The sequence below is a fragment of the Streptomyces fragilis genome (assembly GCF_003112515.1).
GTDB classification, from domain to species: domain Bacteria; phylum Actinomycetota; class Actinomycetes; order Streptomycetales; family Streptomycetaceae; genus Streptomyces; species Streptomyces fragilis.
In genome coordinates, this window is the sequence record NZ_BEVZ01000002.1 from 1861056 (window position 1) to 1875516 (window position 14461).

The 14461-nt window shown below is 74.0% G+C and carries 12 protein-coding genes; 6 read left to right on the top strand and 6 right to left on the bottom strand.

Annotation, left to right across the window (positions count from 1 at the left end; all coding sequences use genetic code 11):
• Window positions 1-313: 313 nt before the first annotated feature.
• Entirely contained in the window at window positions 314-2581 is a 2268-nt protein-coding gene (locus Sfr03f_RS09895; RefSeq protein ID WP_108953266.1) for a catalase, read from the top strand.
• Between the two features lie 257 nt (window positions 2582-2838).
• Window positions 2839-3408 carry a Dps family protein gene (locus tag Sfr03f_RS09900; RefSeq protein WP_108953267.1) on the top strand — a complete coding sequence of 190 codons (570 nt, stop codon included), beginning with the start codon at window positions 2839-2841 and terminating at the stop codon, window positions 3406-3408.
• 44 nt (window positions 3409-3452) lie between these two features.
• Here Sfr03f_RS09900 and Sfr03f_RS30215 read toward each other — a convergent pair whose 3' ends face one another.
• Entirely contained in the window at window positions 3453-3608 is a 156-nt protein-coding gene (locus Sfr03f_RS30215) for a hypothetical protein (RefSeq protein WP_159105604.1), read from the bottom strand.
• A 66-nt stretch (window positions 3609-3674) separates the two neighbouring features.
• Here Sfr03f_RS30215 and Sfr03f_RS09905 point away from each other — a divergent pair, with 66 nt between their 5' ends.
• Entirely contained in the window at window positions 3675-4469 is a 795-nt protein-coding gene (locus Sfr03f_RS09905; RefSeq protein WP_108953575.1) for an SDR family NAD(P)-dependent oxidoreductase, read from the top strand.
• A gap of 110 nt (window positions 4470-4579) precedes the next feature.
• Here Sfr03f_RS09905 and Sfr03f_RS09910 read toward each other — a convergent pair whose 3' ends face one another.
• Together Sfr03f_RS09910 and Sfr03f_RS09915 are read right to left on the bottom strand one after the other, a co-directional pair.
• Window positions 4580-7219 carry a SpoIIE family protein phosphatase gene (locus tag Sfr03f_RS09910; protein ID WP_108953268.1) on the bottom strand — a complete coding sequence of 880 codons (2640 nt, stop codon included), beginning with the start codon at window positions 7217-7219 and terminating at the stop codon, window positions 4580-4582.
• A gap of 58 nt (window positions 7220-7277) precedes the next feature.
• Window positions 7278-7496 carry a hypothetical protein gene (locus Sfr03f_RS09915; RefSeq protein WP_108953269.1) on the bottom strand — a complete coding sequence of 73 codons (219 nt, stop codon included), beginning with the start codon at window positions 7494-7496 and terminating at the stop codon, window positions 7278-7280.
• A 114-nt stretch (window positions 7497-7610) separates the two neighbouring features.
• On the opposite strand from Sfr03f_RS09915, the gene Sfr03f_RS09920 reads away from it, so the two are divergent.
• Window positions 7611-7958, top strand: a complete 348-nt coding sequence (locus tag Sfr03f_RS09920) for a DUF3140 domain-containing protein (RefSeq protein ID WP_108953270.1) — start codon at window positions 7611-7613, stop codon at window positions 7956-7958.
• Window positions 7959-8024: 66 nt separating this feature from the next.
• Here the strand turns inward: Sfr03f_RS09920 and Sfr03f_RS09925 are convergent, their stop codons facing one another.
• Window positions 8025-8792, bottom strand: coding sequence for an SDR family NAD(P)-dependent oxidoreductase (locus Sfr03f_RS09925; RefSeq protein WP_108953271.1), 768 nt, complete (start codon window positions 8790-8792; stop codon window positions 8025-8027).
• Between the two features lie 231 nt (window positions 8793-9023).
• Between Sfr03f_RS09925 and Sfr03f_RS09930 the strand changes: the two genes are divergently transcribed.
• Both Sfr03f_RS09930 and Sfr03f_RS09935 read left to right on the top strand, forming a co-directional pair.
• Window positions 9024-9677, top strand: coding sequence for a TetR/AcrR family transcriptional regulator (locus tag Sfr03f_RS09930; protein ID WP_108953272.1), 654 nt, complete (start codon window positions 9024-9026; stop codon window positions 9675-9677).
• A gap of 95 nt (window positions 9678-9772) precedes the next feature.
• Window positions 9773-10996 carry an aminotransferase class V-fold PLP-dependent enzyme gene (locus tag Sfr03f_RS09935; protein WP_108953273.1) on the top strand — a complete coding sequence of 408 codons (1224 nt, stop codon included), beginning with the start codon at window positions 9773-9775 and terminating at the stop codon, window positions 10994-10996.
• 134 nt (window positions 10997-11130) lie between these two features.
• Here Sfr03f_RS09935 and araA read toward each other — a convergent pair whose 3' ends face one another.
• Together araA and araB are read right to left on the bottom strand one after the other, a co-directional pair.
• Window positions 11131-12642, bottom strand: coding sequence for an L-arabinose isomerase (gene araA, locus Sfr03f_RS09940; RefSeq protein WP_108953274.1), 1512 nt, complete (start codon window positions 12640-12642; stop codon window positions 11131-11133).
• 62 nt (window positions 12643-12704) lie between these two features.
• Window positions 12705-14363 (bottom strand): ribulokinase, encoded by a 1659-nt coding sequence (gene araB / locus Sfr03f_RS09945; RefSeq protein WP_108953576.1) that lies wholly within the window; start codon window positions 14361-14363, stop codon window positions 12705-12707.
• Window positions 14364-14461: the final 98 nt, after the last annotated feature.

The following is a 14461-nucleotide window of genomic DNA, read 5'->3' on the forward strand; positions in this document are numbered from 1 at the left end:
TCGAGCGATGAACTGACTCGTCAGGAAGCCTAAGCTAAGGCAAGCCTTACCTGGAATGCGGGTCCGCTTTATGAACCCATAAGCGCGCCTTATGTGGGCACGCGTCGTGGGTACGGCACACAGTACGCCTCATGATCGTACCGTCTTCCGGCCGGCCGGACCCGTCGCCGCGCCGGGGACCGGCGGAAGGCTGCATATTGCAGCCATGCTGAGTGATTTCATGTTTTGTTCCTCCGCTCCGTGTCACCAGATCACGTAGGTCCTGCCGCCTCCGGCGGCCCGCGACAGGCGAGAGCGAAGGAACGGATACAGGATGACGGAGAGCAACCCCCTGAAGAGGGCTGCGCACAAGATCACCGGCGAGCCCGCCGCCACCGGCCCTCAGGACGGTGTTCCCGGCAAGCCCGGTCCCGAGTCGCCCTCGGTCGCCGAGCCGACCGAGCCCAGGGAGCCGCTCCCGCCCAAGGCCGACCAGCGCGGTCCGGCCACCGTGTCGCCGACCGGGCAGGTCACCGGCGTCGACCAGGCGAAGGTGGCCCAGGGCGGGGCCTACCTGACCACCGCGCAGGGCGTGCGGCTGCACGACACGGACCACTCGCTCAAGGCGGGCCCGCGCGGCCCGGTCCTCCTGCAGGACCACCACCTGCGCGAGAAGATCATGCAGTTCGACCACGAGCGCATCCCGGAGCGCGTGGTGCACGCCCGCGGCGCCGGCGCGCACGGCGTCTTCCAGTCGTACGGCACCGCCTCGACCGTCACCAAGGCCGCCTTCCTGGCCGAGGACGTCGAGACCGAGGTCTTCGTCCGGTTCTCCACCGTCCTGGGCTCGCGCGGCTCCTCCGACACGGTGCGCGACACCCGCGGCTTCGCCACGAAGTTCTACACCACCGAGGGCGTCTTCGACCTGGTCGGCAACAACATCCCGGTCTTCTTCATCCAGGACGCCATCAAGTTCCCGGACGTCATCCACGCCGGTAAGCCCCACCCGGACCGCGAGATCCCGCAGGCCCAGAGCGCGCACGACACCTTCTGGGACTTCGTGAGCCTGCACACCGAGGCCACCCATCACACCCTGTGGAACATGTCCGACCGCGGCATCCCGCGCTCCTACCGGATGATGGAGGGCTTCGGCGTCCACACCTTCCGGCTGGTCAACGCCGCCGGCGAGACCACCCTGGTGAAGTTCCACTGGAAGCCCAAGCTGGGCGTGCACTCCCTGGTGTGGGAGGAGGCCCAGATCATCAACGGCGTGGACCCCGACTTCCACCGCCGCGACCTCTTCGACGCCATCGAATCGGGTGCCTACCCGCAGTGGGAACTGGGCATCCAGACCTTCCCGGACACCCCGGACCAGATGTTCGAGGGCATCGACCTGCTCGACCCGACCAACATCGTCCCCGAGGAACTGGCCCCGGTGCAGCCGATCGGTCTGCTCACCCTCAACCGGAACACCTCGAACTTCTTCGCCGAGACCGAGCAGGTCGCCTTCCACGTCGGCCACCTGGTCCCCGGCATCGACGTCACCGACGACCCGCTGCTGCAGGGCCGCCTGTTCTCCTACCTCGACACCCAGCTCACCCGGCTGGGCGGCCCCAACTTCAACCAGCTGCCCATCAACCGGACCCACGTGCCGGTCAACGACATGCAGCGTGACGGCTACCACCAGACCGCCGTCCACCGCGGCGTGGCCCCCTACAAGCCGAACTCCCTCGACGGCGGCTGCCCGTTCGCGGCCGGCGCCGACGCCGGGGCCTTCGTCGACGTGCCCGTCCAGCTCCCGGAGTCGGTCAAGGTCCGCGCGCAGTCGGAGACCTTCGACGACCACTTCAGCCAGCCGCGCCGGTTCTGGCTCAGCATGAGCCCCATCGAACGCGAGCACATCATCGCCGCCTACACCTTCGAGCTCGGCAAGTGCTACGAGCAGGCGATCAAGGAGCGCAACCTCCAGATCCTCGCCAACATCGATCCCGTGCTGTGCTCCAAGGTCGCCGAGGGCCTCGGCCTCCCGGCGCCCGAGCCGACCGTGCCGCTCGTGGACGTGCAGCCGAGCCCCGCGCTCTCCCAGGTCGGCGAGGTCTGGCCCGCCGACGGCCGCATGATCGGCATCGTCGCCGCCCCCGACGCCGACCTCGAGGGCGTCGCGGCGGTCCGCGAGGCGGTCCTCGGCGCGGGCATGGTGCCGCTGGTGATCGCCCCCACCGGCGGCCCGCTCGGCAGCGGCGGCCTCAAGCCCCAGCGCACCTTCACCACCGCGCGCTCCACCGAGTTCGACGCCGTGCTGGTGGCCGGCGCGCCCGCCGTCGGCAACGACGCCTACGGCGCCCGCGACGCCAAGGCCAACCCGACCGCCGGCCAGTCCGGCCCGGTCGACCCGCGGGTGGTCCTGCTCCTCGCCGAGGCCTTCCGCCACGGCAAGGCCATCGGCGTCTGGGGCGGCGGCGACGCCGCGCTGTCCGCCGCCGGCGTCCCCGCCGACGCACCCGGCGTCGTCGTGGGCACCAGCGGCCCCTCCACCCTGGAGAAGCTCAGCCGTCTCATGGGCTCCCACCGGGTCTGGGAACGCTTCCCCACCACGGTCTGACCGCACGGGCGCACGGCGCGCGGCACCCGTCCGCGCGCCGCCGCGCCGGGCGGCGTCCGTCGCCCGGCGCGCGCCTCACGGCGGCGGCCCCGAGGACCGTGGGGCCGCCGCCGCTCGCGCCCCGGCCCGGCGACGCCGTTCGCCGCCGACCCGCCCCGTGGAACCCCCGCACCGGCCGAAAGCGGGACGAATGGCATCGCCCGGCTGGGGCACGAGCCCACCATCACCTGACGATCCACCAAGGAGGCACCACCGCCATGGCCAAGGAAACCGTCCCCACCCCGAAGTACACCGTCCCCGGCCTGAGCACCGACGACGCCCGCAAGCTGATCGACCTGCTCCGCCTGCGGCTGCACGCCCTCAACGACCTCCACCTCACCCTCAAGCACGTCCACTGGAACGTCGTCGGACCGCACTTCATCGCCGTCCACGAGATGCTCGACCCGCAGGTCGACCGCGTCCGCGACATGGCCGACGACGTCGCCGAGCGGCTCGCCGCGCTGGGCGGCGTCGCACAGGGCACCCCGGGCTCCCTGGTCAAGGAGCGCACCTGGGACGACTACTCCATCGGCCGCGCCGACGCCATCGCGCACCTCGGCGCGCTGGACGTCGTCTACACCGGCATCCTGGAGGCCGTCCGCAAGGCGGTCGAGGTCGCCGGAGAGATCGACCCGGCCACCGAGGACCTGCTGATCGAGCAGCTCCGCGACCTCGAGCAGTTCCAGTGGTTCGTGCGCGCCCACCTGGAGAGCGCGGGCGGCACGCTGGCCACCGCCGACGCGACCACCGAGAAGGACGGCGCCTCCGCCGGCGGCGACGTGTCCTGACCGCCGCCCGCGGTGGTGCCCGGACCGGGCGGACGCCCCGTCGCTCAGCGGCGCGGCGTCCGCAGCCGGTCCAGCAGCCGCCTCGCCTGCGCCCGGTTGCGCGGATCCGCCGCGGCCCGGCGCGCCTGGTCCATGGTCCGCCGCCCCTGCGGGGTGGCGGACCACTGCTTGAGCCGGCGCAGCATGTTCGACAGTGCCATCGTGTGTCCTCCTGTGTACGGGTGACCGCGGGGCGTCGCGCCCCGGGGATCGGGTACCCCGCCGGCATGCTGATCGATCTCACCGACCGCACCGCACTGGTCACCGGCTCCTCCCAGGGCATCGGCGCCGCCATCGCCGCCGGCCTGGCCCGCTCGGGCGCGCGGGTCGGCGTCAACGGCCGCGACCCGGGCCGCCTCGAGGAGGCGGTCGAGAACCTCCGGCGCCAGGTCCCCGACGGCGAGTTCGTGCCCGTGGCGGCCGACCTCGCCACCGAGGAGGGCGCCCGGACGGCCGTCCACGCCCTCCCGGAGACGGACATCCTCGTCAACAACCTGGGCGTGTTCGGCGCCCGCCCCGCCCTGGAGATCACCGACGACGAGTGGCGGCGCCACTTCGAGATCAACGTGCTCGCCGCCGTCCGGCTCACCCGCGCCCTGCTGCCCGGCATGAAGGAGCGCGGATGGGGCCGCGTGATGTACATCGCCAGCGACTCCGCCGTGGCCGTCCCCGCCGAGATGATCCACTACGGGACCACCAAGACGGCCCTCCTCGCCGTGGGCCGCGGCTTCGCCAAGGAGGCCGCCGGCACCGGCGTCACCGTCAACTCCGTGATCGCCGGGCCCACCCGCACCGGGGGAGTGGAGACGTTCGTGTACGAACTCGTCGACCCGGAGCTGCCCTGGGACGAGGCCCAGCGGGAGTTCATGCGCCGGCACCGGCCGCAGTCCCTGCTCCAGCGGCTGATCGAACCCGAGGAGATCGCCAACATGGTCGTCTACCTCGCCTCCGCGCAGGCGTCGGCCACCACCGGCGGCGCCCTGCGCGTGGACGGAGGCTACGTGGACTCGATCCTGCCCTGACGCGACGTCACCGGTTCCGGGGCGTCACCGGTCCCAGGGCGTCACCGGTTCCGCGGGGTCACCGGTCCTGGCTGAAACGCCGGAAGGACGCCGGGGCCGTCGTGGCGGCGCTACGGCAGCGGCTGCGCCGCCCAGATGATCTTCCCCTCGGGCGTCCACCGCGTCCCCCACCGCTCCGAGAGCTGCGCCACCAGAAACAGGCCCCGTCCGCCCTCGTCGAAGTTGGCGGCCTGCCTCAGCCGTGGCGCGGTGCTGCCCGCGTCGGAGACCTCGCAGATCAGCTCGCGCTCGCGCAGCACGCGCACCTTCACCGGCCCGCTGCCGTGCCGCAGCGCGTTGGTCACCAGCTCACTGAGGATCAGCTCCGTGGTGAACGCCTGCTCCTCCAGGCCCCACTCGGTCAGCAGCCGGGTCGCCGCGGCCCTGATCCGGCCCACCGCGGACGGGTCGCGCGGCACGTCCCAGATGGCGATCCGGTCCGGGCCGACCGCCCGGGTGCGCGCCACCAGCACCGCGATGTCGTCCGTCGGCCGCGGAGCGACCCCGTCCAGCACGTCCCGGCAGGTGTCCTCCGGAGACTCGCCGGCCCGCTCCAGCGACGCGCGCAGCAGCTCCAGACCCGCGTCGATGTCCCGGTCCCGCTCCTCGACCAGCCCGTCCGTGTAGAGGACCAGCCGGCTGCCCTCCTCCAGCTCCACCTCTGCCGTCTCGTACGGCAGACCGCCCAGGCCCAGCGGCGGACCGGCCGGGACGTCGAGGAACTCCACCCGGCCGTCCGGCCGCACCAGCGCCGGCGGCAGGTGCCCGGCCCGCGACATCACGCAGCGCCGCGACACCGGGTCGTACACCGCGTACAGGCAGGTCGCCCCCGTGATGGCGGCGCCGCCGCCGGTGTTCTCCTCCTGGTCGATGCGCGCCACCAGTTCGTCCAGCAGCCCGAGCAGTTCCTCGGGGTGCAGGTCCAGCGCGCTGAAGGTGTGCACCGCCGTGCGCAGCCGGCCCATGGTGGCCGCCGCGTGCAGACCGTGCCCCACCACGTCCCCGACGACCAGCGCCACCCGCGCCCCGGACAGCGGCAGCACGTCGAACCAGTCGCCGCCCACCCCTGCCTGCGCCGGCAGGTAGCGGTAGGCCACGTCCAGCGCGTCCTGGTCCGGCAGCCGGCGCGGCAGCAGGCTGCGCTGCAGCGTCACCGCCATGCCGTGCTCGCGGGTGAAGCGCCGGGCGTTGTCGATGGCGACGGCCGCCCGGGTCACCAGCTCCTCGGCGACCGCGAGCTCCTCCTCGTCGAACGGCTCCTTGCGGCGGTCGCGCCAGAAACCCACCACACCCAGCACCTGGCCGCCGGCCCGCACGGGCACCGCGATCAGCGAGTGCACCCCGTGCTCCAGCAGCTCCGCCCACTGCTCGCGCTCCTGGCCCTCCCAGGCCCGCGACTCCTCCAGCCGGGGCTCGAGCAACGCCCGGCCGGAGCGCAGCACCCGGGCCTGCGGGGAGGAGCCGTCCGGCCGGATCCGCGCGCCCAACGGGAACAGGGGGGCCTCGTCCACTCCGCTGCGCGCCGTACGGCGCAGGGGCGCGGAGGGGTCCGGCCGCGCCGACGGCTCGTCGCCCTCCAGGACCGCGTCGAACAGGTCCACCGTCGCGTGGTCCGCGAACCGCGGGACCACCAGCTCGGCCAGGGACTCCGCGGTCCGGCCGACGTCCAGACTGGCGCCGATGCCCAGGCCCGCCGCGTACAGCAGGTCCAGCCGCTCCCGCGCGGCCTCCGCGCGGCCGGCCAGCGCCCGCAGCTCCGTGGAGTCCCGCAGCGTCGCGACCGATCCCGAGGGGCCGCCGCGCAGCCGGGTCGGCCGCTGGTTCACCACCACCAGGCGGTCGCCGACCGGGTGGACCTCGTCGGTGGCGACCCGCCCCGACAGCAGCAGCTCCGCGACGTCCGGGTACAGGCCCAGCTCGCCGACGCGGCGCCGGCCGGTGTCCTCCGGCAGTTCCAGCAGGCGCTGCGCCTCGTCGTTGGCCAGCAGCAGCTCACCGTCCGAGCCGACGATGACCACTCCCTCGCGCACCGAGTGCAGGACCGCGTCGTGGTGCTCGTACATCCGGGTCATCTCGCGCGGCCCGAGCCCGTGCGTCTGCCGCAGCAGTCGCCGCCCCGCCACCGCGGTGCCCGCCGTGGCCAGGGCGAGCGCGATCGCCGCGGCGCCCAGCAGCAGCGGCAGCTGCCGGTCGGCGGTGTTGCCCACGTTCTCCACCGTGATACCCGCGGACACCAGCCCCACCACCCGGCCCTGCGGGTCCCGCACCGGCACGACCGCCTGCACCAGCCGGCCGATGGTGCCGCTGATCTCCTCCACGACCGGCTCGCCCCGCAACGCCGGCCCGATCTCGCCCACGAACTTCTTGCCGATGCGGTCGGGGCGGGGATGGGTGTACCGGATCCCCTCGGTGTTCATCACCACCACGAAGTCCACCGGCACGCTCCTGCGGACCTCCTCGGCCCGCGGCTGCAGCACCGCCGTCGGGTCGGGCGAGCGCAGCGCCTCCCACGTCCCCGGCGCCTCGGCGAAGGAGACGGCGACCGCGCGCGAGCGGTTGCGGGCCTCCTCCTCGCTGGCGGCGCGTCCCTGCAGGACGAGGGCGGCGACCGCGGCGAGGACCAGCAGCACCACGATGACCACGTTCACGAAGAAGACCTGCGCGGCGACGCTCCGCCGCGACAGGATGCCTGATCGGCCCAGTGGTCGCATAGGCCCCAGTTCTACCCGCCCGGTCCGCGAGCGGCACCTGCGACATGACGGTGGCGCATCACGATTCCGCCCACGCGTCGGGGCCGCCGCCGCGCCAGTCGATCAGACCGGACGCCGCGACGTCCAGCTCGTCCCAGCCCTGCAGCCCGGCCTCCTGGAGGAAGGCGGTCACGTCCCGCAGCGAGAAGGCGGTGCCCAGCACACGCCCGTCCACCCGCACGCGCCGCCCGCCGGACGGCCCGGGCGGCTCCACGACAACCGGCGGCGGCTCGGACATGGCTCCAGCATCGTGCGGACGGCCGCGCGCCGCATCCGGAGGGCGGCCGTTTCCCCCACGTGCCCCGGGCAACCCGGAGCGTGCCGACACCGCGGACGGAAGGAAGCGACGATCATGGCAGACCACCGGGACCCCGAGCTGGACGACCTGTGGACCGAGTTCCACACCGTGGTCAACATGACTTCCCGAGAGCTCCAGGACTGGCTGATGACCCGCTCCGCCGGCGAGGACACCGAGACGCTCCCGGACCGGGCGGGCACCGAGAACGGCCGCCGCGTCCTGGACATCCTCGGCAAGCGCCGCGTCGACCTCACCGACGACGACCTCCGGGTGATGCGGAAGGTCGTCGACACGGTCACCGCCGAGCGTGGCGTCGACATGGAGCCCACGGCGGGCCAGCCGAACTGGCGCCACCGGCTGATGACCCTGGGGCACGACCCCCTCAAGCCGGTCTCCACCTGACCCGCCGCGCCGCCCCGCACCGGGCGCGCCCTGCCCGGTGCGGAGCCGGCGGCCCCGGCGGAACGGTCAGACGGCCGCCCAGCCGCTGTCGACCGGCAGGATCGCGCCGTTGATGCCGGCGGCGGCGTCCGAGGCGAGGAAGACGATCGCGGCGGCCTGGTCCTCCGCGGAGGTCACCGAGCCGATGTTGCCGAAGTACGGGGCGATCGTCGCCGGGCCGTGGGCGCCCTGCTCCGCGTCCACCGTGATGTTGGTCGCGACGCCACCCGGGGCTATCGCGTTCGCGCGGATGCCCTTGCCGCGGTACATCACCGCGAGGTTCTTGGTCAGGCCGATCACGCCGTGCTTGGAAGCGGTGTAGGCGGCGCCCGCGGCGCTGCCGCGCAGACCGGCCTCGGAGGCCGTGTTCACGATCGCGCCCTTGCCAGCGGCCAGCATGTGCGGCAGCGCGGCGCGCGTCAGCAGGAACGGGGCGGTGAGGTTCACGCGGAGCACGCGCTCCCACTCCGCGTCGGACACGTCGGCCGCGGCGGACATCCGGTCCATGATGCCGGCGTTGTTGACCAGCACGTCCAGGGAGCCGAACTCCTCCACCGCGGTCGCCACGACCCGGTCCACGACGGCCTGGTCGCCCAGGTCGCCGGTCACCGCGACCGCCGCCCCGCCGGCGGCCTCCACCGACTCGACGGTCTCCCGGGCGGTTTCCCCGTTCAGGTCGGCGACCAGCACCTTCGCCCCGGCCGACGCGAAACGCAGGGCCGCCGCCCTGCCGATGCCGGAACCCGCGCCGGTGACGATCACGCTCTTGCCGGTCAGGCCGGTCTCGTTGCTCATCGCTGCTGCTCCCTCGCAGCGCCCGGCCACCCCTGCGGCGGCGGGCGCGAGCACGACCGTACCCCTTTCTGTCACGGCGTGCCATAAAGGCGTCGGCTGCCACGAAAGCGTGACGTAAAGTGACAGCCCCACGACAGCCCCACGACAGCCCCGCGCCTGCCCACGACAGCCGCACACTGCCCCGCGTGACCCGTACGGAGCCTGCCGCCCGTGCGGGCGAGGAAGAGAGCGATGGACCACAGAGCACCCGCCGCCACGCCGTCCGCCCTGCGGACCGCTTCCCGGCGCACCGGCAGGCCGCCCCTCACCGAGCGGCGCAAGGCCGCCACCCGCCTGGACATCTCGCGGCAGGCCGTGCGCCTGTTCGCCGCCCAGGGCGTCGCCGGCACCTCCGCCGACGAGATCGCGGCCGCGGCCGGCCTGTCCACCCGCACGCTGTGGCGCTACTTCCCGTCCAAGGAGGAATGCGTCCGGCCGTTGCTCCTGACCGGACTGGAGGACATCATCGAGCGGCTGCGCGCCTGGCCGCCCGGCGCCACCCTCACCGAGGCCCTCGGCCTGGACGACGACGAGGCATCCGAACGGGACCGGGACAGCGCCGAGGTCGCCCAGCTGGTGCGCCTGACCGCCGGCGAGCCCGGGCTGCGCGCCGTCTGGCTGCAGATCCACTCCGAGGCCGCCGACGGCTTCGCCGCCATCCTGGCCGAGCGTGAGGGCCGCGACGCCGCCGATCTCGCCGTCCGCGTCCGGGCCGGCACCCTCAACGTCGCCCTGCGGATCGCCGTCGAGGAGTGGGCCCGCCGGGCGGACGCCCCGGGCGCGCCGCCGCTGCGCGAGGTGATGCGCGCCGCGCTGGGCCACGCCGCCACCGCCCTGCCCGGCTGAGTCCCACCACCACCGCGGGAAGGGGGTGCCTGCCCGGGACCCCCGCTGTGCGATCGTGTCCGCGAACGACGATCGACATATCGACAGGGAGCCCCGTGCGTACCGAACCTCCCGCGGCACCGGCACCGCTGCTGCTGCCCGACGGACGCCCCGCCGCTGCCGCCTGGTCGCTGGACCCGGAGGTACGGCACCTCAACCACGGCTCCTTCGGCGCCGTCCCGCGCGCGGCGCAGGACGCCCAGGCACACCTGCGCGCCCGCATGGAGGCGTCGCCCGTCGAGTGGTTCCCCGCGCAGCCCGGCATGATCGGCGAGGCGCGCCGGAGGATCGCCGCGCACCTGGGGGCCCCGCCCGACGGGACGGTCCTGGTGCCCAACGCCAGCGCGGGCGCCAGCGTCGTCTACGGCAGCCTGCCGCACCGGGCGGGCGCGGAGATCGTGGTCACCGACCACGGCTACGGTGCCGTCACCATGGGGGCGGCCCGCCTGGCCCGGCGCTGGGGCGGAACCCTGCGGACCGTGCACGTGCCGCTGGAGGCCACCGCCGACGAGGCGTACCGGGCCGTCACCGACGCCTTCACCGACCGCACCGCCCTGGCCGTCGTGGACCACATCACCTCGGCCACCGCCCGGCTGCTGCCCGTCGGGCGCATCGCCGCCGAGGCGCGCCGCCGCGGCGTCACCCTCCTCGTCGACGGGGCCCACGCCGCCGGCATGCTCGCCGACCCGCTGGCGGGCCTGGACGCCGACCACTGGGTCGGCAACCTCCACAAGTTCCCCTGCGCGCCGCGCGGCACGGCGGTCCTGGTCGCCCGCACCGAGGCGCGCCAGGACCTGCACCCCCTGATCGACTCCTGGGGCGCCACCGAGCCCTTCCCGGAGCGGTTCGACCACCAGGGCACCGTCGACGCCACCCACTACCTGGCGACGCCCACCGCCCTGGACCTGATCGAGGACACCTGGGGCTGGGACGCCGTGCGCGCCTACGCCACCGCGCTCGGCGACCACGCGCAGCAGGTGGTCGCCGCCGCCTTCTCCCGCGTCACGGGCGAGGACCACACGCCCCGCGTCGGCATGCCCGCCCCGGCCCTGCGCCTGGTGCGGCTTCCCGACGGCCTGGCGGGCACCCGAGAGGAGGCCGACGCCCTGCGTGAGGAGGTCGCCCGCAAGCTGCGCGTCACCGCGGCGTTCACCAGCTTCGGCGGCACCGGCTACGTCCGCCTGTCCACGCACGCCTACAACACCACCGACGACTACGCCCACTTCGCCGGGACCTGCGTGCCCGTCCTGGCCGACTGGGCCCGCGAAAGGCGCCGCTGACCCCCGCACGCGTGGCCCCCGGATGCCCGGTCGCCGGACCCGCGGCCGCCGAAGCCGCGGCCCTCGGACCCGCCGTCTCCCGACGCGCGGCCGCCGGAACCGAGCTCCGGCGGCCGCGGGACCGGCGATGCCGCCTACAGGCCGAGCGCCAGCCGGTGGTACGCCTGGTTCCAGCGCAGCTCGCGCCGGAAGGAACGGGTGGTGGTCGACCGGTCGATCAGGGCGAGCTCCACCTTCAGCATCTCCGCCAGGTCGTCCAGGTGCTCCGAGGTGAGGGCGGTGCTGAGGACCGTGTGGTGCGGCCCGCCCGCCGTCAGCCAGGACTCCGTCGAGGTCCGCAGATCGGGCGCGGGACGCCACACGGCCCGGGCGACCGGCAGGGAGGGCAGCGGATGCGGCGGCTCGACCACGTCGATGTCGTTGGCCACCAGCCGGAACCGGTCCCCGAGATCGGCCAGGCCGACCACCACGGCCGGCCCCGGGGCCGCGTCGAACACCAGCCGCACGGGGTCCTCGCGGCCGCCGATGCCGAGCGGGTGGATCTCGCAGCCGGGCCGCGCGGCGGCGACCGACGGGCAGACCTCGAGCATGTGGGCACCGAGGATCAGCTCGTTCCCCGGCGTCAGGTCGTACGTGTAGTCCTCCATGAACGAGGTGCCGCCCGGCAGCCCCTCGGCGGCGGTCTTGAGCGCCCGCAGCAGGACGGACGTCTTCCAGTCGCCCTCCCCGCCGAAGCCGTACCCGTCGGCCATCAGCCGCTGCACCGCGATGCCCGGCAGCTGCCGCAGCCCGCCCAGGTCCTCGAAGTTGGTGGTGAACGCCCCGAAGCCGCCCTCGGTCAGGAAGGACCGCAGTCCCGCCTCGATCCGGGCCGCGTAGCGCAGCGCCTCGTGCCGCTCCCCTCCCGCGCGCAGCTCCGGCGCCACCTCGTAGGCGTCCTCGTACTCCGCGACCAGCGCCGAGACCGCCTCCTGCGGCGCCCGGTCCACCACCTCGACCAGGTCGTTGACCCCGTAGGTGTTGACCGACACGCCGAGGCGCAGCTGCGCCTCCACCTTGTCCCCCTCGGTGACCGCGACGTCGCGCATGTTGTCGCCGAAGCGGGCCACCTTGAGCGTGGCCAGCTCGGCACGGGCGGCCGCGGCGCGCGCCCAGACGGCGACCCGCGCGACCGTCAGCGGGTCGCTCACGTGGCCGGCCACCGTCTTGCGCGCCACCCCGACCCTGCCCTGGACGTGGGCGAACTCCCGGTCGCCGTGGGCGGCCTGGTTGAGGTTCATGAAGTCCATGTCGATGGTGTCCCAGGGGAGGGCCACGTTCGACTGGGTGTGCAGGTGCAGCAGCGGCTTGCGCAGGGCGTCCAGGCCGGCGATCCACATCTTCGCCGGGGAGAAGGTGTGCATCCAGGTGATCAGACCGATGCACGCGTCGTCGCCGTTGGCGTCCAGGCAGGCGCGGCGGATGGCGGAGGCGTCGGTCAGCACCGGCTTCCAGACGACGCGGACGGGCAGCTCTGGCGCGTCGTCCAGCACGGCGGCGATCCGCTGCGACTGCTCGGCGACCTGCTTGAGGGTGTCCTCGCCGTACAGCCCTTGGCTGCCGGTAAGGAACCAGATCTCGCGGACGGTGGAATTCGGGCTCTGCACAAGGACTCCTGGTGGCGTGGTGGTCCGACGGTGGACGTGACGGGGGAGGGGCGGAGGCGGTGTCACCCGCCGGCGAGCGCCGTGTCGCGCAGCTTCCGCAGGCGGTGCAGCTGGTCGCCGTCCGCGAAGCGGTCGTGCAGCAGCCGGTACTCGGCGAACAGGGCGTCGTAGGCGTCGGCCCGACCGGCGTCGGGCACGAACACGTCGCGCCGCAGCCGCCCCATCGCGGCCGTCGCCGTGCGCACGTCGGGGTGGGCGCCCGCCGCGACGGCGGCGTGGATGGCCGACCCCAGTGCCGGCCCCTGCGCGGACGCCGCGAGGGACACCGGGCGGCGCAGCACGTCCGCGTAGATCTGCATCAGCAGCTCGTTCTTCGCGAGCCCGCCGGCCACGACGAACTCGTGCACCGGAACGCCGCCGTCCTCCAGCGTCTCGACGATGACGCGGGTGCCGAACGCGGTGGCCTCCAGCATCGCCCGGTAGACGTCCTCCGGCCGGGTGGCCAGGGTCAGACCCACGACGACGCCGGAGAGGTGGTGGTCGACCAGGACGGAACGGTTGCCGTTCAGCCAGTCCAGCGCGACCAGGCCGTGGGCGCCGACCGGCTGGTCGGCCGCCTTGCGGGTCAGCAGGGCGTGCAGGTCCTCGCCGCGGGCGTCCGCCTCCTCCTGGTACTCCCGCGGCACGCCCTGGCGCAGCACCCAGGCGAAGATGTCGCCCACCGCGCTCTGCCCCGCCTCGTAACCGTAGGCGCCCTCCACGATGCCGCCGTTGACGACACCGCAGACGCCCGGGATCTCTGCCAGCACCGAGGAGTTGACGACGTGACAGCTGGAGGTGCCCATGATGGCGAGCAGGCGCCCGTTCTCCACCGCCTGGGCGGCCGCCGCGGTGACGTGGGCGTCGACGTTGCCGGCCGCCACCGCGATGCCGGGCCTGAGCCCCGTCCAGGCGGCCGCCTCCTCGGTGAGCGACCCCACCCGTGAACCCAGCGGGGACAGCGGGAACTCCAGCCGTGTCCGCGCGAAGTCGGCGAACTGCGGGTTCAGCGCGCCCAGGTACTCCTCGGACGGGTAGGCGCCGTCCTGGTGGATGCCCTTGTAACCGGCGGTGCAGGCGTTGCGCGACTCCCGGCCGGTGAGCTGCCAGACGATCCAGTCCGCCGCCTCGATCCAGCGGACGCAGGCCGCGTAGACCTCCGGGTCCTCCTCGAGCACCTGGAGCGCCTTGGCGAACTGCCACTCGGCGGAGATCTTCCCGCCGTACCGTCCGATCCACTTCTCGCCGCGCTCGTGGGCCAGCGCGTTGATCCGGTCGGCCTGCGGCTGCGCCGCGTGGTGCTTCCACAGCTTGGGCCAGGCGTGCGGCCGTCCGCCCAGCGGCGTCCGGCTCAGCGGGGTCCCGTCGGCCAGCGTGGGCAGCACGGTGCAGGCCGTGAAGTCGGTGGCCACGCCGATGACGGCGCGCGGGTCGACACCGGACGCGGCGACCGCCGCAGGCACCGCCTCCCGCAGCACGTCGCGCCAGTCCTCGGGGTGCTGCAGCGCCCAGTCCGGCGGCAACGGGGCGTCCGAGCCGGGCAGCCGCTCCTCGATCACCCCGTGCCGGTACTCGTGGACCGCGGAGGCCAGTTCCTCACCGTCGCGGACCCGCACCACCACGGCGCGCCCCGAGAGGGTGCCGAAGTCGACACCCACGGTGTACCGCTCGCCGTCGGGCAGGTCGTCGGCGGAGGCGGGTGCGGGCGGGGGAGGGGGAGCAGAGGTCACGGAGCTGCCTTTCGGGTGGCCTGTGGGCTGCGGAGGGGCTCTTCGGAGCT

Bases quoted from the DNA above. Each gene is read 5' to 3' on its own strand.
- Sfr03f_RS09905 (WP_108953575.1), top strand. From the start codon at position 3,675: ATGCTGATCGATCTCACCGACCGCACCGCACTGGTCACCGGCTCCTCC.
- Sfr03f_RS09920 (WP_108953270.1), top strand. From the start codon at position 7,611: ATGGCAGACCACCGGGACCCCGAGCTGGACGACCTGTGGACCGAGTTC.
- Sfr03f_RS09895 (WP_108953266.1), top strand. From the start codon at position 314: ATGACGGAGAGCAACCCCCTGAAGAGGGCTGCGCACAAGATCACCGGC.
- Sfr03f_RS30215 (WP_159105604.1), bottom strand. From the start codon at position 3,608: ATGGCACTGTCGAACATGCTGCGCCGGCTCAAGCAGTGGTCCGCCACC.
- Sfr03f_RS09910 (WP_108953268.1), bottom strand. From the start codon at position 7,219: ATGCGACCACTGGGCCGATCAGGCATCCTGTCGCGGCGGAGCGTCGCC.
- Sfr03f_RS09925 (WP_108953271.1), bottom strand. From the start codon at position 8,792: ATGAGCAACGAGACCGGCCTGACCGGCAAGAGCGTGATCGTCACCGGC.
- Sfr03f_RS09915 (WP_108953269.1), bottom strand. From the start codon at position 7,496: ATGTCCGAGCCGCCGCCGGTTGTCGTGGAGCCGCCCGGGCCGTCCGGC.
- Sfr03f_RS09930 (WP_108953272.1), top strand. From the start codon at position 9,024: ATGGACCACAGAGCACCCGCCGCCACGCCGTCCGCCCTGCGGACCGCT.
- Sfr03f_RS09900 (WP_108953267.1), top strand. From the start codon at position 2,839: ATGGCCAAGGAAACCGTCCCCACCCCGAAGTACACCGTCCCCGGCCTG.